Here is a 16,809-nt window from a genome sequence, read left to right as displayed (position 1 = left end):
CGCCATGATCGACCCCACGGAGCGCAGGCTGAGCCTCGACAACTACGGCGACCTGCTGTCGCTCGCCGGCGTGGTGCGCGACCTCGCGCCCTGCTCCGCATGCGGCCCGGACGCGCCGCCGCTGCGCCCCGAGGCGCTCTGGATCGGGCACGACTCGCTCGGCGACGAGCTCGCCGGCGCCGCCCTGCTGTGCGTCGCCCACGCGGCGGAGTGGTCCGAGTCGGGGCACATCGCGCTCGCCTCGTAGTCGCGGGACCGGCGCGGGACCAAGGCCCCGGGCGCGGTCACCGGCGAGCGTTACCGTGGATGCGCCCACGAAGACAACGACGTACGGAGTGCGGGCCCATGATCGACACCACCGAGCGCCAGCTGAGCCTCGACAACTACGCGGACCTCCTCGCCCTCGCGGGCGTGGTGCGCGCGACCGGTACGTGCACCGCGTGCGGCCCCGCGGCGCACCCGGTGCGCACCGACGGACTCTGGATAGTCCACGACCGCACCGGTCACGACCTCAGCGGGATGTCCCTCCTGTGCTCGCGCCACGCCGCTGAGTGGACCCGGTCGGGGCACGTCTCCGTCTGACCACCGAAGTCGGGACATAGGCCCCGCGCGCTGGCATCTGGTGCCAAATAACCTGGTCATCTCCCCGGACATCGACCACCCAGGCACACCCATGACAGACCTTCACGAGCACCCGCCCGCCCTCAGCCTCGACAGCTACGCGCAGATCCTCGCGCACGCCGGCGCCGTCCGCGACGCCGCCGCGTGCGCCGACTGCCCTCCCACCGCCGCGCCGATCGACGTCGAGGAGCTCTGGGTGGTGCACGACCGCACCGACCCCACCCTCGCCAACGCCGCCGTGCTGTGCGCGCGCCACGCCGCGCAGTGGGCGCGTCCCCACCTGGCCCGCAGCGCGACCGGGGGTCACCCGCTCACGCGCCGGCGGATCGTCCCCGCGCGGCCGTACCTCCACGCGATCGAGGCGCGCGAGGACTGACCTCACTCGACGGCTACGCGCGCCGCAGCCAGACGATCCCGCGGTAGCCCTCCGCCCCCCACCGGACCATCCGGTCGAGGTCCGCGGCGGCGACGGGCATGTCGTGGGTGTCGACCCAGGACTCCCCCGCGACGTCCTCGACCCACGGGTCCTCGAGCAGGAACATCCCGTCGCGGGCCGCGTGCGCCACGATCCAGTGGGCGCCGGTGACGCCGTGCATGGGCTCCTCGTCGACCAGAAGCAGCGCCACCCACCCGGACCGCAGCCGGGCCTCCAGCTCCTCCATCGACACCCGCTCGCGCGACACGGGCACGCCCAGCGCCGCCGCCCGCGCCGCCGAGTGCTCCTGCAGCTCCGCGCGGTAGTTCCAGTCGAACCCCTGGTAGTCCTCGAGCAGCACCGGACCCTCATGGTCCAGAGCGACCTCCACCGGTGCGCCGTCCACCGGCGACCCGAGCTCCTCGCGCAGCCGCACCGCGAGCCCCACGGGTTCGCACGCCGGATGGTTGGTCGCCTCGCGCCAGAACCCGATCTCGCGGTCGCGATCGGCCCCGCCGGACCCGGCGAACCCCACCACCCCGCGCGACTCGACCGCCATCAGCCCCGCGACCGCGCCGCAGGTGTACAGCGTGGTCTGCGCGTAGTAGCCGAGCTCCTGGTGCGGCACGTCGCGCAGCCACAGCACGTAGCCCGCGAACCGCTCGGTCCCCTTGGCGCCCCACGGCGCGCGCATGGGCGCGAAGCCCCGCGCGATCGCGAACGGCGGCAGCGCGAGGCCCGGCGCGACCTCCCACTTCACCGCGGCGTCCCCGGCGACCGTCCGCTCCTCGAGCAGCGCGTCGACCAGCGCCTCCGCCGCCGCGAGCCCGGCAGCCGAGGCGGCCCACCACACGTCCACGATCTTCACCGCGGCCGTCGCCGGCCGCCCGCTGGTGAGCATCGCCGCGAGCGGCGCCCCGTCCGCGCCGCGGCGGACGGCGAGCGCGGGCCGGTACGCGGAGCGCGGCAGGTTCCATCGCACGGTCCGCTCCTCGCCCAGCACGTCCGCGAGCTCCGTGCCCCACTCCTCGAACACCTGCGGGGTGAATCCCGCCGGGGGCGTCCCGAATCCCGACACGTCAGTCCTTCCCGTCGGCGGGCACGGCGTTCTCCCGCATCGCGGCCGCGACCAGCAGCCTCGTGTACTCGTGGGTGGGGTGCTCGAGCACCTCGTGGCACGGCCCGGACTCGACCACGCGGCCGTCCCACATCACCGTCACGGTGTCCGCGATCATGCGCACCACCGCGAGGTCGTGCGAGATGAACAGGATCGCGATGCCGAGCTCGTCGCGCAGCCGCGCGAGCAGCGCCAGGATGTCCGCCTGCACCGACACGTCGAGCGCGGACACCGACTCGTCGCAGATGAGCAGCCGCGGCTGGGGAGCGAGCGCCCGCGCGATCGCGACGCGCTGCCGCTCGCCCCCGGACAGCTCCGCGGGGCGCTTGCGCGCGAACTCCGCGGGCAGCCCCACCATCTCCAGCATCGCGGGCACCTCGGACGCGGCCCGCCCGGCGACGCCGAGCGCCTCCGCGAGGATCGCCCCGATGCTCATCATCGGGTTGAGCGACGAGTACGGGTCCTGGAACACGATCTGCACCTGGTCGGGCGTGCGCGACGCACGCCCCGGAGCAAGCGGCGAGCCCCCGAGGACGATGCGCCCGTCGCCTTCCCGTTCGAGGCCGGCGATGCAGCGGGCCAGGGTGGACTTGCCGGAGCCCGACTCGCCCACGATGCCGACGATCGCCCCCGGCGCGATGCTGAGATCCACGGAGTCGAGGACGGTGCGTGCGCCGAAGGCCTTGGTCACGCCCTCGCACACCAGCAGCGGCTCCGCCTCGGCGGAACCGTCCGCCGATTCCTCGGCGATCCGCGCCCCCGTCCGGGCGGCCACCACCGGGTCCGCCTCGATGAGCGCCCGCGTGTACGGGTGCTCCGGGGCGGCGAGCACGGCGGCGGTGGCGCCCCGCTCGACCACCTTGCCGTCCCGCATCACCAGCACCTGGTCGGTGCGGCCGCGCACCACCCCGAGGTCGTGGGAGATGAGGATGACGGACAGGCGCCGCTCGAGCTGGATGCGGCGCAGCAGGTCCAGGATCTCGGCCTGGTTGGACGCGTCGAGCGCGGTGGTGGGCTCGTCGGCGATGAGCAGCTGCGGGTCCGAGGCGAGCGCCGCCGCGATCGCGACGCGCTGGCGCATGCCGCCCGACAGCTCGTGCGGGAAGGCGTCCGCGACGCGAGCCGGGAGGTTGACCTCGGCCAGGCGCTCCTCGACCGCGGCGCGGCGCGCCCCCTTCGGGAGCCGCCTCCCGGCCGCCACCTCGACGGTCCACGCGATCTGGTCGCCGCACCGGTGCACGGGCGTGAGGGAGGTGAACGGGTCCTGGAGCAGCAGCGAGACGGAACTTCCCCGTGCCCGCCGCCACGCCGCATCGTCCCCCGCCCGGGTGACCGGAAGGTCCTGCCTGGCGACGGAGACCTGCCCGGTCGCGCGGAAGCCGCGCGGCAGCAGCCCCACGATGGACTTCGCGGTGAGGGTCTTGCCCGAGCCGGACTCGCCGATGAGCGCGAGCGTCGCGCCGGGCGCGATCTCCGCGTCGATGGGTTCGACCATCACCCCGGCAGGTCCATGAACGGTGAGCGCGGACAGCAGGACGGTCATCGGACCTCCTCCCCCACCTGGGAGAGCCGCTGCCCGATCCAGTCGCCCACGAGGTTGACGCAGACCGCGACCACCACGATGAGCAGCGCGGGCACGAACACGGCGGCCGGGTTCTGGAACATGATGGCGCGGCCGTCGGTGAGCTGGCGGCCCCAGTCGGCGGTGCCCGGGGCGACCCCGACCCCCAGGAAGGACAGCGAGGAGAACGCGACCAGCGCGAACGCGACGTTGAGCATCATGTTGGTGACCACCAGCGAGGTGACGTTGGGCAGGATGTGCCGGAACATCACGCGCCAGCGCGACAGGGACAGCATCTGGGCCGCCTCGATGTAGGGCCGCGCGGACTGCTCGAGCACGCCGGCGCGGACGATCCGGATGTCGGAGGGCGAGAACAGCACGATGAGCAGCGCGACCGTCACCCAGTAGCCGCCGCCCATGACGCCGGACACCACGATCGCGGCGAGCAGCACCGGGACGGCGAGCAGCAGGTCCGTCCAGCGGGAGATGAGGGTGTCGAGCCAGCCCTTCTCGTAGCCGGCGAGCGTGCCCATGACCACTCCGAGCAGCATCGACCCGATCGCCACGATCACCGGCCCCACCAGGGCGGATGCGGTGCCGGCGATCGCCATCTGGAGGACGTCGCGGCCCAGCTCGTCGGTACCGAGCGGATGCCCGGGCGAGCCCGGCGGCAGAGTCGAGGCGAGGATGTCCTGGTGCATCGCGTCGGGGAAGATCGCCTTGCCGAAGGCCGCGGCCAGGACGGCGAGGGCGAGCACGCCCATCGCAACGGCGACCCCGATGGGCAGGCGCCGGCGGCGGCGTCGCACTGCCGCGACCCCGATCACGCGGATGTCGCTCATGACGCGGCTCCCATCTGACGGCGCACGCGCGGGTCGAGCAGGATGTAGGTGAGGTCCGCGATGAGCGCGATCGCGGCGATCACCACGGCGACCAGCAGCGTGAGCGACTGCACCACGGCGATGTCCTTGAACAGCACCGAGTCCTGCAGCAGCGTGCCCAGGCCGGGCAGCGCGTACGTGGTCTCGGCGAGCACGGTGCCGCCCACCAGGAACGTGAGCACCAGCGAGGCGCCCGTGACGATCGGGATCGCGGCGTTGCGCAGCGCGATCCGCCGCACCAACCGCTCCCCCAGGCCGCGCGAGCGGGCGAACGTGACGTAGTCGGACTCGAGCTCGCGGAGCATCGCGGTGCGCGTGAGCTTGACGATGATCGCGCCCAGCCCGAGCGCCAGCGTGACCGCCGGCAGCACCAGGTGGCGCAGGGTGTCGATGCCGCCGTCGCCGCCGCCGTACACGGGGAAGATCGGCAGGTAGTACGCGAACACGTAGAGCAGCAGGAGGCCCACCGCGAAGGTCGGGGCGCTGAGGCCCAGGATCGACATCGCGTTGCCGGTGCGGTCCACCCAGCCGCCCGCCTTGACGGCGGAGCGCACGCCCAGCGGAACCGCGGAGACCACGGCGACCACGAACGCGAGCAGGCACAGGGCGAGCGTGATGCCCACGCGATCGCCGATCGCGTCCGCGACCGGCTGCTGCAGCCGGATGGACACGCCCAGGTCACCCGTGACGAACCCCTTGAGCCAGGACAGGTACTGGACCACCACCGGGTCGTCGAGCCGGTACTGCTCGCGCACCGCCGCGACCACCTCGGGGTTGGCGGGCCGGTTGCCCAGCAGGTTCTTCACGATGTCCCCGGGCGCGAGGTACATCATCGAGAACACCAGGATCGACAGCGCGAACAGCACCCCGAGCACGCCGAGCACGCGCACCGCGACCATGCGGCCCAGGGGCCGCAGGCGCGATGCGCGTGCGCGGGTGTCGGCGATCGACAACGTCAGCCTGCCCGGTACAGCTGGGCGGGCCAGGTGGACACGAACGTGAACGCGCTGTAGTCGGTCACCCCGAGGTCGTTGGCGAAGCCGGTCGCGGACTGGCCCCACCACAGCGGGATGTTGATGGCGTCCTCAGCCTGGAGCGTCTCCGCCTCGACCAGAAGGTCGATGCGCGCGGCCGGGTCGTTCTCCGCGCCCACCTCGGCGAGGAGGTCCAGGACCTCCTGGTTGTCGTACTGCGCCGGGTTGCCCGCGCCGATGAGGTAGGACGGGATCTCCGCCGGGTCGCCGAGCGTCGAGAAGTACCACATGTAGTTGAGGCCGTACTCGGAGCTCGGGTCGAGGCTCGCGAGCCACTCCTCGATGGGCACCTCGCGCACGTTGAGCGTGATGCCCACCTCCGCGAGGTCCTGCGCGAGCGCCTGCGCCGCGGTGCCCAGCTGCGGGCCCGTGTTGGGGGTGAGCAGCTCCGTGGTGAAGCCGTCGGGGACGGACGATGCGGCGAGGGCTTCGCGTGCCGTGTCCAGCGAGTAGTCCCACTGGGGGATGCCGGCGAGGATCTCGCGAGCCTCGTCGGCCGAGTACACGCTGCCGAGCGACTCGGGGGTCATGATCGCGGTCGCGGCCTCGCCGTGGCCCTTGAGGAGGGTCTCCACGTAGGCGTCGCGGTTGACGGCGTGGGCGATGGCCTCGCGCACCTTCGGGTCGTCGAACGGCGCGACCCCGGTGTTGAAGTACAGGCCCACGTAGGAGAGGTCGTTGACGTACTCGACGCGCATGTCGGACAGCGACTCCCACTGCTCGGCCTGCGAGAACGGGACGTTGAACGCGATGTCGACGTCGCCGGACTGCGCGGCGAGCAGGCGGGTGGACTCGTCGGCGATGAAGTCGACGCGGATCTCCTTGACCTTGGGCAGCTCGCCCCACCACGTGTCGACCCGCTCGAACGTCACGTGCGAGTCGGGCACGAACTCGGTCACCTGGTAGGGGCCGGTGCCCAGCAGCAGGGAGTCGGAGGTGCCGACGTCGCCGGAGTTGGCCTCCCAGAACGCCTTCGACGTGATGAACGCGGCGCCCGCGGTCGACATGTTCGCCGCGAAGGCCGCGTCGGGGGCGTTGAGGGTGATGGTGACCTCGGAGTCGCCGGTCTGCTCGATGGTGTCGATGCCGGTCATGTAGTAAGCGAGACCCGGCGAGGCGGTCTCGTCGCGCGCCATGTCGAGGCTGAAGACCACGTCCTCCGCGGTGACGGGCGTGCCGTCCTGGAACTGAGCGTCGTCGCGGAGCTCGTACACGTAGGTGACGTCGTCCGTCTGCTCCCAGCTCTCCGCGAGGCCGGGCTGGATCGCGCCGTCGGCGTCGATGGTGACCAGGCCCTCCTGCGCGACGGAGGCGATGTAGTAGTTGAGGATGCCGGACTCGGCGCCCACGTACAGGCTCGACAGCGAGCCCGGCAGCGCGACGGTGATCGACTCGATCTCCTCGCCCGTGTCCGTGCCCACCTCCGCCTGCGCCGGCGCGGACGCGCTCGGATCGGGATCGGACTGGGGGGTGCAGGCCGCGAGCGCCAGCGCGCCGGCGACGGTGACCGCCGCCGTGCGGGCGACGGTTCCTGACGTGAGTGCCATGGTGTTCTCCTCGGTGTGGGTGGGTCCCAGGGGCGCGAAGCGCGCCCGGTGAGCGGTGGTGCGGCGGCGCGCGTCGAGGATGACCTCGACGCCGACGGGTGAGGGCTGGTGCGCGGCGAGCACGCGCAGCGCGGCCACCACTCCAGGGATCTGGGCCGCCTCGGCGAGCGTGGCGGCGGTGGTGCGGCGGCGGATCGCGGGCGCGAGGCCCAGCGCGCGGACTCCGGCCGGGAGGGGCGCGCCCTCGAGCGCGGACTCCACTACGAACGCCGTGCCGCGCCCGTGCGCCGCGAGCGCGACGGCGGTCTCGGGCCGGGTCACCTCGATGTCGAGGGCGGCCTCGACGCGGCCCAGCCGGCTCGCGACCGCGGGGGTGCAGGTGCCGGCACCGGTGATCCATGGGGTGTCCGCGAGCGTGGCGGGATCGATGCGGCCGTCCGCGGCGAGGGCGTCCGCGGCGGTCACCGCGATCACCTCCTCCGCGAACAGGAACGAGGTGCGCAGCCCGGTCGCGCGGGCGCGGTCACGCGGGTCGAGCGGCGTGGGCGTGACGGCGATGTCGGCGCGGCCGCCGCGGACCATGTCGAGCGCGGCCTCCGCGTCCGGGGCCTCGAGGATCGCGACCTCGAGGTGCGGCTGCAGGCGGGCGAGGCGCGCCGCTGCCGGCGCGAGCACCGGACCCACCTGATCCGGGGTGGCGACCAGCCGCACCAGGCCGCCGCGCTGGCCGAGCGCCCGCGCGAGCTCCGTCGCGGCGGCCGTGAGGCTCGCGTCGATGCGCGGGGCGTGGCGAGCGAGCAGCGCGCCCACCGGGGTGAGACGTGCCGCGCGTGCCGTCCTCGCGACCAACGGCGCGCCCAGCCGCTCCTCGAGCCGCTGCACGTGCTGGGTGATGGTCGGCTGGCTGTAACCGAGAGCGCGGGCCGCCGCGGAGATCGAGCCGTGCTCGTCGATCGCGACCAGGATGCGCAGCGAATGGAGGTCGATGACCCTCGTGAGGGACTCGATCTCGGGGCCGATCGCGCCGTCCATAGGTGGACGCTATCCATCTTTTGGCAACCATGGGTTACAGCAATGTTTCAATTTGCGCCGGATCCGGTGTCGGACGCGGGTGCGACCATGGCCTCCATGACCGGACCCGCCTCACCCGCCTCGCCCGCCGCCGCCGACTACGCCGCGTATGAGGCGTGGTGCGCCGCGCGCGACGCGGCCGCATTCGGCCCTCACGGCCTCGCGACCCTCGCCGGCACCGTGTGGCTCACCACGGGAGCGGACCCCGGCGTCCCGGCCGAGGCCACCCTCGGCTCGCTCCTGCTGCGCCGCTTCGAACGCGAGGGTCAGGTCGCGGTGCGGGTATACGACCCCGAGCGGCTCAACTACGGGGGCGTCGAGTTCATCGAGCGCTACCTCTACGACGCCGCGATGGCGGTCCCGGGTCGCTTCGACGCGACGCCCTCCGACCCGACGCCCACGCGCGCGGTCGACGGCTACCTCTCCACGACCGTCTACGCCGGCACCGTAAGGTTCGCCCTTGCCGGCACCGAGCTCGAGCTCCTGGCCCACCGCTCCGGCGACGATCTCTTCGCGGCGTTCTCCGACGCCAGCGATGCAGACCGGGACTCCTCATACGAGTTCCGCATGATCCGCATCCCCGCACCCGGCCCCGACGGCCGCGTCACGGTCGACCTCAACCGCGCGTACCTGCCGCCCAGCCGCTTCTCCCCGCACTTCGTGTGCGTCCTGCCGCCGGCGACCAACCGCTGGCAGGTACCGGTGCGCGCGGGCGAGCGGCGCATCGTCCCCCGCGACCAGGACTGAGGCGCGCGGTCAGAACAGCGCAGGGCGCTCCTGCTCGGGTGCGCCGGCGGCCTGCACGGGGCCCACCTTCTCGAGGTAGCAGCGCCCGCAGAGCGACTCGTACTCGGCCTGCTGGCCGTCGATCGCGACCTGCTCGCCGTGGCTCACGAACACTCCCCCGACCACGCGGCCGTTGAAGATCGCCTTGGACCCGCAGCGGCAGATGGTCTTGAGCTCCTCGATCGAGTGCGCGATCTCGAGCAGCCGCAGCGATCCGGGGAAGGACCGCGTCATGAAGTCGCCGCGCAGGCCGTAGCAGAGCACCGGGATGCCGTGCTGGACGGCGATGACGAACGCCTCGTCGACCTGGGCGGGGGTGAGGAACTGAGCCTCGTCGATGAAGATCGCGTCGATCTGCTCGAAGGGACGATGCGCGCGCAGCTCTCCCTCGAGCGACGCCTCCGCGGGGAGCAGGACGTCGACGGCACGCTCGACGCCGATCCGCGAGGACACGGCCTCGCCGGCCTTCGTGTCGATCCCCGGCTTCACGATGACGGGGTGCTGCGCGCGCTCCTCGTAGTTGTAGGCCGCGGTGAGCAGCAGCGCCGTCTTGGACGAGTTCATCGCCCCGTATCGGAAGTAGAGCTTCGCCACCTGTGGACCCTCTCATCGCGTGTGCGAGTGAAACCTTACTGGCGCCGGGCGGCGGGCCCGCACCGCTGCCGCGGGCGCACTTCCCCGCCGCGCGGGGTCGCGGGGGTCGGTGCCCGCCGCTCGCGGTATTTGTGCACTTTCATACGCCCTCGCGGGCGCAGTGGCGGGTGCGCGACGATTCGCTGCCGTACAGCCCTGCAAAGCACCTGCTAATCGCTATAGACCCGAACCGGAGAGGCCGATGCAACGCCGCGCGGCGCGCGAAAGTGCATAAATAGCGCGAGCGGGGCGAGACGCACCGCCCGTCCCGGATTCGCCACCCGGATTTACCAGCCCTCTCCACAGATCTGGTCAGGAGCGCCCGGAAGTGGTGTCATCCTCTTAGGGCTCACCGCGAGCAGTCGGCAACGTCGCCGACCAGAAGAAGGAGCACGCATGTCGCTCAACCGGACCGAGGTCGCCCGTACCGGGGTCGAGCTCACCGCCAACCTCGAGCGCGCGGGCATCACCCGTGAGCAGGTGCTCGAGGACCTGCAGTTCAGCGAGCGCCGCCTCAAGGAGACCCTCCGCGTCGGGCCGGCCTCGGACCCCGCGGACGTGTGGCTGCTGCGCGACTACCTCGACCGCGCCATCCGCGAGCGTGGCGACGTCCCGCAGGCCTGGACCGTCCTCACCGACCAGGCACGGCAGCGCGCGACGCATTGGTTCGCGCTGCGCGAGGCGCCCACGGCCCGACGGGCCTCGTAGCGGAGGAGCCTCCTACGCGCCCTCGGACGCCCCGAAGCGGCGGCTCGCGTCCGCCGCGGAGGTCCCGAGGGCCGCGCCGATGACGGACCACGGCTCACCCGCCGCACGCGCGTCGGCGACCGTCTCGGTGAGCCGCTCGTAGGCAGCCGTCACCTCGGCCGCCGCGTCCGCGATCGCACGCAGGTGAGCGGCGTGGCGCGCGGCCCGCGACGCGGGAACCGCCTCGGACGACGCGGTGGCGTCGGAGAGGTCGGCGGCGGGCTCGCTGGACTGGCGCATGGTTCCTCCACCATGCGTCACCGGGCCGGAACCGTCAACGGCGACCTAACCTGAACGCATGGCCGACACCCCGGCGCCCGACACCCCGGCATCCGACCCGCCCGCACCCGACGCGGCGCCGCCGCGCGCGACCACCACCCAGGCCACGGTCCTCTGGATCGCGATCCTCGGCAGCTTCGTCGCGTTCCTCGACGGCAGCATCGTCACGGTCGCACTGCCCGCGATCGCGGAGGACCTCGGCGGCGGCATCTCCCTCCAGCAGTGGGTCACCGACGCGTACCTCATCACGCTCGGCGCCCTCATCCTGGTCGCGGGCTCCCTCTCGGACACCTTCGGACGGCTGCGGGTCCTCACGGTCGGTCTCATCGGATTCGGCGCCATGTCGGTGCTCATCGCGCTCGCTCCCACGGGAGGCGTGCTGATCGGCGCGCGCTTCGCGCAGGGCGTCGCCGGAGCGCTCCTGGTCCCGTCGAGCCTCGCGCTCATCATGAGCACCTTCCGCGGCGCCGCCCAGGCCAAGGCCATCGGCACGTGGACCGGCGCGACCACCGGAGCCTTCGTCGCCGGCCCCCTGCTCGGCGGCCTCCTCACCGACTACGCCTCGTGGCGCTGGGCCTTCGGGATCAATGTGGTCCCCATCGCCGTGACGCTCCTGCTGGTCGCCCGGCTCAAGGCCGCGGGCCATCAGGACGTGCGCCGCCCCGGCGCTACCGTCGACTACCTGGGCGCCGCGCTGTGCGCAATCGGGCTCGGCGCCGCCGTGTACGCGCTCGTCGAGCAGCCGCACCTCGGCTGGACCCACCCCGCGATCATCGCCTCAGCGGTCGGCGGCGTCGCGTGTCTCGCGGCCTTCATCTGGCGCCAGGCGGTCATCCCCGACCCGATGCTGCCGCTCGGCCTCTTCAAGGCGCGCAACTTCGCGTGGGGCAACCTCACCACCTGGTTCGCGTACGGGGCGCTCGCGCTCAACGGGTTCATCGTGAGCGTGTACCTCCAGCAGGGAGCGGGGCTCACCGCGACCGCGGCCGGCCTCGCGAGCCTGCCCGCGACGGTGATCCTCATCCTCGGCAGCTCGCGCGTGGGCACGTGGGGCGGCCGCTACGGCCCGCGGATCTTCATGACGGTGGGACCGCTCACCATGGGCCTCGGCTCCTTCATGCTGGTCGCCGTGTCCGACGACTTCGACTACTGGACCCAGGTGCTGCCCGGCATCGTCGTGTTCGGCATCGGGCTCACGCTCATGGTCGCCCCGCTCACCTCGGCCATCCTGGGCGCGATAGAGACGTCCCGCTCCGGCATCGCGAGCGCCGTCAACAACGCCGTCGCCCGCATCGCGGGCCTGGTCGCGGTCGCGCTGATCGGGACCATCGTGGGGGGCATGCTCGACCTCGACGGCTTCCGCCGCGCCACCATCGTCACAGGGGCGTTCATGGTGATCGCCGGCGCCATCAGCTGGGCGGGCATCAGGAACGACGCGGTGGCCCAGGAGGACGCGCCCGTCGCCTGAGCACCCCTACAGGTCCAGCACGGCCCGGTCGATCAGGTACCGCCGATTCATCACCACCGCCTGCGCCGTCGCGAGCGAGAAGCACGCCATCGCGATGATCGCCGTGTGACCGCCAGGCGGCAGGATGATCACCAGCAGCGAGATCACCAGCCAGATCCCGCCCGAGACGTAGTACAGGGGCTTCGCCGTCTTGATGCCGGCCCAGAAGAACCCGACCCAGCACAACACCCCGAGCGACACGAGCGGCGGCAGGATCCACCAGGAGGTCTTCCAGCGCCACGCCCGGTTCTCGAGTTTGCGGACGGCGTGGGCGGGCAGCGGCGTGCCGTCCGGCCCGGTCATCGCGGCGGTCATGACGCCTCCAGGCGCAGGTCGTAGGTCCACACGTTGAGCGTCATGGGCACCCCGCGGTACTCGTCCTCGAGCTCTCCACGCAGCTCGAAGCCGACGGTCCGGCACAGGGCGTTGGACGCGGCGTTGTCGACGTTGGGGCACGCCATGAGCAGCGGCTGCGTGCCGTGGTCGCGCGCGTCCTCGATGATCAGCCGGACCCCCGCGCTCGCGACCCCGCGCCGTTGGTGCTCGGGCAGCACCATCCACCCGGTCTCGAGGCAGGGCGTGCCCGCCCACTCCGACTCCCACCAGCCGATCGAGCCCAACGCGACCGGCGCATCGTCCCCCCGGATGGTGAACATGCGGGGCCGCCCGGCGTCCCAGCCGCGGATGTACTGCTCGTGGCGGCGCGCGACGCGCGCCGGCGTCTCCGGCCCGGCGAGGTGCTCCATCATCGCGGGCGCGTTGGCCGCGACCAGCACGGGCAGGTCCGCGTCCGTCCAGCGCCGCAGCCGGTAGCCCACTACAGGCCCTTCTCCTCGTCGGTGAGGAGGCCGGCCCAGCCCTCGTACTCGCCGCCGTAGCGGGACGCGATGTCCTCGCACAGGTCCACGCGCTCGCGCAGGAAGTCGGGCAGCAGCGGCGTCCGATACGCGCGCACGAACAGCATCCACTCGGGGATGTCGTGGCTGGGCTCGACCAGCTCGTGGATGACGCGCTGCGAGCGGAGCTCATCGGCGGCGGCCTTCGCCTTCACGTCCGAGCCGAACGAGATGAAGAACTCCGACTCCCTCGGCCCCGCAGGATCGCCGCCGCGCGCGGCGAGCGCGTCGAGCTGCTCCTGATCCTCGGCCCACAGGCCGTGCGGCTCGACGCGCTTGCGGCCGCCGAACACCTTCGACAGGAATCCCATGGGTCCACGCTAGCGGCGCATGAGCTCCACGAATCCCAGCTTCCCGTACAGCGCCCTCGCGGGCGCGTTGTCGACGTCGACCGTGAGCGCGAGGTGGGTCTCCCCCACCGCCTTGAGCGCACGGGACGATGCGGCGAGCAGTCCCGCCGCCACCCCCCTTCGCCTGTGGTCGGGCAGGGTGATGCAGTCGAGGACGTAGGCACTGTCGGGGAGGTCGTCGCGCAGGGTGCACCGCTGGACCACGGTCACGGTGCCCGCGATCGAGCCGTCCTCGGTGAGGCCCACCGGAGAGGCGACGGGCATGAAGTCGCCCGCCTCGTTCTTGAACATGCCCTGGGTCTCGGCGACCACCTCGTCCCACGTGGGCTGGTACGGCCCGCGGTGGGGGTACGCGTCCCACACGGCGGCCGCGAGCCACGGGATGTCCTCGGGGACCATCGCGCGCACGTGCGACCATGGGGTGGCGGCCGCGAGGATCGCGGCCACGGGCGCCTGCATCACGATCCGCCCGACCGGCGTGTCCTGCTGCTCCGTCGCGGTGTCTGCCATGGCCCCGACGCTACCAACAACCTGTGTTGACATATACCCCCAGGGGTATGCATACTGGATCGCGGAAAGCGACCCTACGTCAGGAGAAACCCCTATGTGCTCTCGGATCACCTGCCGCCAGTGCGGCAAGCCCACGTGGACCGGCTGCGGCCAGCACGTCGACCAGGCCCTCGCCGGCGTCCCCCAGGACCAGCGCTGCAGCTGCGACCAGGGCGGCTCGGGCTCGAGCTCGTTCGGCTCGATCTTCGGCTCGATCTTCTCGCGCTGATCGCGCGAGGCCGGCTCCCGTCGCCGGCAGCCCCTCCGGGGAGGAACCCCCGTCGCCCATGAGGCGGCGGGGGTCTTCGCGTCTCCGGGTCCTCCCCCATGTCGCGGCGCGTCGCCGCCAACTAGGCTCGACAGTGGTCCCCCACCGCCTCTCCTGGAGCCCACCATGACCGTCCCGGCACCGATGCTCCCGCCCAAGGACACCGCGATCACCTACATCCTGTGGTTCTTCCTCGGGGTGTTCGGCGTGCACCACTTCTACATGGGGAAGATCGGCCGCGGGATCCTGTGGCTGCTCACGGGCGGACTCTTCCTCATCGGCTGGATCGTCGACCTCTTCACCATCCCGTCGCAGGTGCGCAACGTGAACGCGCGTCGCGCGATGGGGTACCGCTGAGCGCCGGCTCCGCTCCCGCTCCCCGGCAACGCCCGGCCCGCTCTCAGGCGGCTCTCAGGGTCCGTTGATGGGATGAGGGGCATGGACACCACCGCCTCCGTCACCGACATCCTCGCCTCGCTGGAGCGCGCCGACGACGCCGCCTTCGCGGCGGCGCTGCGTGATGCGCTCGACGTCGACGCGTTCGCGACCTACCTGGCCTTCCAGGAGATCGTCGACAACTACGACGCCCCCTCCACCCCGTGCAGCCACGCCTACGTCTGCTACGACCCGTCGACGGCCCGCCTCGCGGTCGTGGACTGGGCCCTGGACGTGGCGATCGGCAGCCGCGCCGGCCTGGGCGACGCCTCCGCCGCACGCGTGCTCGCCGACCGCTTCCTCGCGCACCCCGCTTTCGCGGACCTGGTCGACCGCGAGCTCGAGCGGCTGTGCACCGCGCTGGTCGACGCGGACGCCGCCGACTTCGGCGCGGCCGTGGGGGCGCGCGTGCTGCGCGAGCACACGCCGCGCCTCGCGCCGGCGCCCGCCGCCTGATCCGCCGCCTGACGGCAACCCGCGATCCCAGGGTTTACCTGGCCCGTCGCCCGCGCCAGGATGAGCGCATGGACAACCTCCGCACGTACCGCGCGTTCTTCATCGTCTGGATCCTCGGCTCGGCCTTCGTGGTCGCGTTCGTCGCGGCCAGCCAGGCCGACGTCGACGCCGACACCACCTTCATCCCGACCTTCTTCATCAGCGCCGTCACGCAGGTGCCCCTGCTCGTGGTGGTCCTCATGCTCGAGCGCATGGCGCGCAACCAGGCGACCGCCCTCGCGCGGATCGAGGCGGCGCTCGGGGTGACGCCGGAGACCGACCCGGCCGACGCATCGTCCGACTGACGCCCCTGCTAGGTTCGAATCACCCGTGAGGAAGGCGCGAACCCCACCATGACGGAGATGCAGGCCCCGGCGATCACGCTGCCCGAGTACGGCGTCCACTCGGAGGTGGGCCGGCTGCAGAAGGTGCTGGTGTGCTCCCCCGGGCTCGCGCACCACCGGCTCACGCCGTCCAACTGCCAGGACCTGCTGTTCGACGACGTCATGTGGGTCGAGAACGCGGAGCGCGATCACGCGGAGTTCGTGCAGCTGATGCGCGACCGCGACATCCAGGTGATGGAGCTCCACACCCTGCTCGCGGAGACGCTCGCGATCCCCCACGCCCGCGCATGGCTGCTGGACCGCAAGGTCACGCCCGACGAGGTCGGGATGGGACTCGCCGTCGACATCCGCGCCTACCTCGACGATCTCCCGTCGGACGAGCTCGCGCGCCACATCATCGGCGGACTCTCGACCCTCGACCTCCCGCGCGACTTCTCCCCGCCCGGCATCCAGCTGGTGCGCGAGGAGTCCGGCATGCGCGACTACCTGCTGCCGCCGCTGCCCAACACGCTCTTCACGCGCGACACCACCTCGTGGGTCTACGGCGGCGTCACGCTCAACCCGCTGTTCTGGTCCGCCCGCCACGCCGAGACGCTGCTCATGAAGGCCGTGTATGGCTTCCATCCCGAGTTCGGCGACGCGGTCAACGTGTGGTGGGGCGACCCGGAGTTCGACCACGGCCTCGCGACGCTCGAGGGCGGCGACGTCATGCCGATCGGCAACGGCACCGTCCTGGTGGGCATGTCCGAGCGGTCCAGCCGGCAGGCCATCACGCAGCTCGCGATGGAGCTGTTCCTCGCGGAGGGCGCGCAGCAGGTGATCGTCGCGAAGCTGCCACGGCTGCGCTCGGCGATGCACCTCGACACCGTGTTCACGCTCGCTGACCGCGACCTGTGCACCGTCTTCCCCGGCATCATCGACGAGATCGAGACGTTCGTGATCCGCGAGGCGCCCGCGCCCGTGATGCTCGACGTGCGTCGCGAGGAGCGGCCGTTCGTCGACGTGGTGGGCGACGCGCTCGGCGTTGACCTGCGCGTCATCGCGACCGGCGGGGACCGCTACGCCTCCGAGCGCCAGCAGTGGGACTCGGGCAACAACCTGCTCGCCCTCGAGCCCGGCGTGGTGGTCGCGTACGACCGCAACACCCAGACCAACGACGAGCTCCGCAACGCCGGCGTCGAGGTCATCGAGATCGTGGGCGCGGAGCTGGGCCGCGGCCGCGGCGGCGCGCACTGCATGACGCAGCCGCTGCTGCGCGACGCGTAGGCGCGCA

At 72.2% G+C, this 16,809-nt stretch carries 22 protein-coding genes; 11 read left to right on the top strand and 11 right to left on the bottom strand.

The window, feature by feature from the left end; all coding sequences use genetic code 11:
* The first annotated feature begins 4 nt into the window (after positions 1-4).
* The 3 genes from AOM05_RS05730 (at position 5) to AOM05_RS05720 (ending at position 997) form a co-directional block, all read left to right on the top strand.
* On the top strand, positions 5-247 hold the full coding sequence (locus tag AOM05_RS05730) for a hypothetical protein (protein WP_062520167.1): 243 nt from the start codon (positions 5-7) through the stop codon (positions 245-247).
* A gap of 98 nt (positions 248-345) precedes the next feature.
* A complete protein-coding gene (locus AOM05_RS05725; RefSeq protein WP_062520165.1) occupies positions 346-582 on the top strand; it encodes a hypothetical protein in 237 nt (78 codons plus the stop codon).
* A gap of 91 nt (positions 583-673) precedes the next feature.
* Positions 674-997: a hypothetical protein gene (locus AOM05_RS05720; protein WP_062520164.1), complete on the top strand. Its 324-nt coding sequence runs from the start codon at positions 674-676 to the stop codon at positions 995-997.
* A 13-nt stretch (positions 998-1,010) separates the two neighbouring features.
* On the opposite strand, the gene AOM05_RS05715 is transcribed toward AOM05_RS05720, so the two are convergent.
* The 5 genes from AOM05_RS05715 to AOM05_RS05695 are packed head-to-tail and all read right to left on the bottom strand — an operon-like array spanning position 1,011 to position 8,208.
* Positions 1,011-2,114: a peptidase C39 family protein gene (locus AOM05_RS05715; RefSeq protein ID WP_062520162.1), complete on the bottom strand. Its 1,104-nt coding sequence runs from the start codon at positions 2,112-2,114 to the stop codon at positions 1,011-1,013.
* A 1-nt stretch (position 2,115) separates the two neighbouring features.
* Positions 2,116-3,696 (bottom strand): ATP-binding cassette domain-containing protein, encoded by a 1,581-nt coding sequence (locus AOM05_RS05710; protein ID WP_062520161.1) that lies wholly within the window; start codon positions 3,694-3,696, stop codon positions 2,116-2,118.
* Positions 3,693-4,556, bottom strand: coding sequence for an ABC transporter permease (locus AOM05_RS05705; protein WP_062520159.1), 864 nt, complete (start codon positions 4,554-4,556; stop codon positions 3,693-3,695). The genes AOM05_RS05710 and AOM05_RS05705 overlap by 4 nt, the downstream gene beginning before the upstream one ends.
* Positions 4,553-5,548, bottom strand: a complete 996-nt coding sequence (locus tag AOM05_RS05700) for an ABC transporter permease (protein ID WP_228373222.1) — start codon at positions 5,546-5,548, stop codon at positions 4,553-4,555. Before AOM05_RS05700 ends, AOM05_RS05705 begins: the two co-directional genes overlap by 4 nt.
* 2 nt (positions 5,549-5,550) lie before the next feature.
* The gene (locus AOM05_RS05695; RefSeq protein ID WP_062520158.1) at positions 5,551-8,208 is read right to left on the bottom strand and encodes an ABC transporter substrate-binding protein; all 2,658 of its coding nucleotides are present in this window, start codon (positions 8,206-8,208) and stop codon (positions 5,551-5,553) included.
* Between the two features lie 96 nt (positions 8,209-8,304).
* Here AOM05_RS05695 and AOM05_RS05690 point away from each other — a divergent pair, with 96 nt between their 5' ends.
* Entirely contained in the window at positions 8,305-8,994 is a 690-nt protein-coding gene (locus tag AOM05_RS05690) for a DUF1684 domain-containing protein (protein WP_062520156.1), read from the top strand.
* A 9-nt stretch (positions 8,995-9,003) separates the two neighbouring features.
* Here the strand turns inward: AOM05_RS05690 and AOM05_RS05685 are convergent, their stop codons facing one another.
* Positions 9,004-9,627 (bottom strand): thymidine kinase, encoded by a 624-nt coding sequence (locus tag AOM05_RS05685; protein ID WP_062520154.1) that lies wholly within the window; start codon positions 9,625-9,627, stop codon positions 9,004-9,006.
* A 435-nt stretch (positions 9,628-10,062) separates the two neighbouring features.
* On the opposite strand from AOM05_RS05685, the gene AOM05_RS05680 reads away from it, so the two are divergent.
* The gene (locus tag AOM05_RS05680; RefSeq protein ID WP_062520153.1) at positions 10,063-10,374 is read left to right on the top strand and encodes a DUF2316 family protein; all 312 of its coding nucleotides are present in this window, start codon (positions 10,063-10,065) and stop codon (positions 10,372-10,374) included.
* Between the two features lie 12 nt (positions 10,375-10,386).
* Here AOM05_RS05680 and AOM05_RS05675 read toward each other — a convergent pair whose 3' ends face one another.
* Positions 10,387-10,653 carry a hypothetical protein gene (locus tag AOM05_RS05675; RefSeq protein WP_062520151.1) on the bottom strand — a complete coding sequence of 89 codons (267 nt, stop codon included), beginning with the start codon at positions 10,651-10,653 and terminating at the stop codon, positions 10,387-10,389.
* A gap of 58 nt (positions 10,654-10,711) precedes the next feature.
* Between AOM05_RS05675 and AOM05_RS05670 the strand changes: the two genes are divergently transcribed.
* Positions 10,712-12,160, top strand: coding sequence for an MFS transporter (locus tag AOM05_RS05670; RefSeq protein WP_082097297.1), 1,449 nt, complete (start codon positions 10,712-10,714; stop codon positions 12,158-12,160).
* A gap of 6 nt (positions 12,161-12,166) precedes the next feature.
* On the opposite strand, the gene AOM05_RS05665 is transcribed toward AOM05_RS05670, so the two are convergent.
* The 4 genes from AOM05_RS05665 to AOM05_RS05650 are packed head-to-tail and all read right to left on the bottom strand — an operon-like array spanning position 12,167 to position 13,955.
* Positions 12,167-12,514 (bottom strand): hypothetical protein, encoded by a 348-nt coding sequence (locus tag AOM05_RS05665; protein WP_062520150.1) that lies wholly within the window; start codon positions 12,512-12,514, stop codon positions 12,167-12,169.
* Complete coding sequence (locus tag AOM05_RS05660) at positions 12,511-13,017, bottom strand: GNAT family N-acetyltransferase (RefSeq protein ID WP_062520148.1); 507 nt, start codon at positions 13,015-13,017, stop codon at positions 12,511-12,513. Before AOM05_RS05660 ends, AOM05_RS05665 begins: the two co-directional genes overlap by 4 nt.
* Positions 13,017-13,406 (bottom strand): ribonuclease E inhibitor RraB, encoded by a 390-nt coding sequence (locus tag AOM05_RS05655; RefSeq protein ID WP_062520147.1) that lies wholly within the window; start codon positions 13,404-13,406, stop codon positions 13,017-13,019. The genes AOM05_RS05660 and AOM05_RS05655 overlap by 1 nt, the downstream gene beginning before the upstream one ends.
* Positions 13,407-13,415: 9 nt before the next feature.
* On the bottom strand, positions 13,416-13,955 hold the full coding sequence (locus tag AOM05_RS05650; protein ID WP_062520145.1) for a GNAT family N-acetyltransferase: 540 nt from the start codon (positions 13,953-13,955) through the stop codon (positions 13,416-13,418).
* 94 nt (positions 13,956-14,049) lie between these two features.
* Between AOM05_RS05650 and AOM05_RS14400 the strand changes: the two genes are divergently transcribed.
* From AOM05_RS14400 to AOM05_RS05630, 5 genes are all read left to right on the top strand, one after another.
* Positions 14,050-14,223: a DUF8730 family Cys-rich protein gene (locus tag AOM05_RS14400; RefSeq protein WP_169746723.1), complete on the top strand. Its 174-nt coding sequence runs from the start codon at positions 14,050-14,052 to the stop codon at positions 14,221-14,223.
* Positions 14,224-14,388: 165 nt separating this feature from the next.
* Complete coding sequence (locus AOM05_RS05645) at positions 14,389-14,619, top strand: TM2 domain-containing protein (protein WP_228373221.1); 231 nt, start codon at positions 14,389-14,391, stop codon at positions 14,617-14,619.
* A gap of 81 nt (positions 14,620-14,700) precedes the next feature.
* Positions 14,701-15,153: a CotH kinase family protein gene (locus AOM05_RS05640; RefSeq protein ID WP_062520143.1), complete on the top strand. Its 453-nt coding sequence runs from the start codon at positions 14,701-14,703 to the stop codon at positions 15,151-15,153.
* Between the two features lie 68 nt (positions 15,154-15,221).
* A complete protein-coding gene (locus AOM05_RS05635; protein WP_062520142.1) occupies positions 15,222-15,497 on the top strand; it encodes a hypothetical protein in 276 nt (91 codons plus the stop codon).
* Positions 15,498-15,545: 48 nt separating this feature from the next.
* Positions 15,546-16,802, top strand: coding sequence for an arginine deiminase (locus AOM05_RS05630; RefSeq protein WP_062520140.1), 1,257 nt, complete (start codon positions 15,546-15,548; stop codon positions 16,800-16,802).
* The last annotated feature ends 7 nt before the right edge of the window (positions 16,803-16,809 follow it).

Origin of the sequence: Demequina silvatica (assembly GCF_000971215.1) — a bacterium.
GTDB classification, from domain to species: Bacteria; Actinomycetota; Actinomycetes; order Actinomycetales; family Demequinaceae; genus Demequina; species Demequina silvatica.
This window is presented reverse-complemented; position numbering and strand designations above follow the sequence as displayed.

What these genes read in the sequence shown, in the direction of transcription:
- AOM05_RS05730 (WP_062520167.1), top strand. Translation starts at nt 5, where the DNA reads ATGATCGACCCCACGGAGCGCAGGCTGAGCCTCGACAACTACGGCGAC.
- AOM05_RS05640 (WP_062520143.1), top strand. Translation starts at nt 14,701, where the DNA reads ATGGACACCACCGCCTCCGTCACCGACATCCTCGCCTCGCTGGAGCGC.
- AOM05_RS05720 (WP_062520164.1), top strand. Translation starts at nt 674, where the DNA reads ATGACAGACCTTCACGAGCACCCGCCCGCCCTCAGCCTCGACAGCTAC.
- AOM05_RS05645 (WP_228373221.1), top strand. Translation starts at nt 14,389, where the DNA reads ATGACCGTCCCGGCACCGATGCTCCCGCCCAAGGACACCGCGATCACC.
- AOM05_RS05705 (WP_062520159.1), bottom strand. Translation starts at nt 4,556, where the DNA reads ATGAGCGACATCCGCGTGATCGGGGTCGCGGCAGTGCGACGCCGCCGC.
- AOM05_RS14400 (WP_169746723.1), top strand. Translation starts at nt 14,050, where the DNA reads ATGTGCTCTCGGATCACCTGCCGCCAGTGCGGCAAGCCCACGTGGACC.
- AOM05_RS05710 (WP_062520161.1), bottom strand. Translation starts at nt 3,696, where the DNA reads ATGACCGTCCTGCTGTCCGCGCTCACCGTTCATGGACCTGCCGGGGTG.
- AOM05_RS05635 (WP_062520142.1), top strand. Translation starts at nt 15,222, where the DNA reads ATGGACAACCTCCGCACGTACCGCGCGTTCTTCATCGTCTGGATCCTC.
- AOM05_RS05670 (WP_082097297.1), top strand. Translation starts at nt 10,712, where the DNA reads ATGGCCGACACCCCGGCGCCCGACACCCCGGCATCCGACCCGCCCGCA.
- AOM05_RS05655 (WP_062520147.1), bottom strand. Translation starts at nt 13,406, where the DNA reads ATGGGATTCCTGTCGAAGGTGTTCGGCGGCCGCAAGCGCGTCGAGCCG.
- AOM05_RS05675 (WP_062520151.1), bottom strand. Translation starts at nt 10,653, where the DNA reads ATGCGCCAGTCCAGCGAGCCCGCCGCCGACCTCTCCGACGCCACCGCG.
- AOM05_RS05665 (WP_062520150.1), bottom strand. Translation starts at nt 12,514, where the DNA reads ATGACCGCCGCGATGACCGGGCCGGACGGCACGCCGCTGCCCGCCCAC.
- AOM05_RS05695 (WP_062520158.1), bottom strand. Translation starts at nt 8,208, where the DNA reads ATGGACGGCGCGATCGGCCCCGAGATCGAGTCCCTCACGAGGGTCATC.
- AOM05_RS05690 (WP_062520156.1), top strand. Translation starts at nt 8,305, where the DNA reads ATGACCGGACCCGCCTCACCCGCCTCGCCCGCCGCCGCCGACTACGCC.
- AOM05_RS05650 (WP_062520145.1), bottom strand. Translation starts at nt 13,955, where the DNA reads ATGGCAGACACCGCGACGGAGCAGCAGGACACGCCGGTCGGGCGGATC.
- AOM05_RS05680 (WP_062520153.1), top strand. Translation starts at nt 10,063, where the DNA reads ATGTCGCTCAACCGGACCGAGGTCGCCCGTACCGGGGTCGAGCTCACC.
- AOM05_RS05630 (WP_062520140.1), top strand. Translation starts at nt 15,546, where the DNA reads ATGACGGAGATGCAGGCCCCGGCGATCACGCTGCCCGAGTACGGCGTC.
- AOM05_RS05725 (WP_062520165.1), top strand. Translation starts at nt 346, where the DNA reads ATGATCGACACCACCGAGCGCCAGCTGAGCCTCGACAACTACGCGGAC.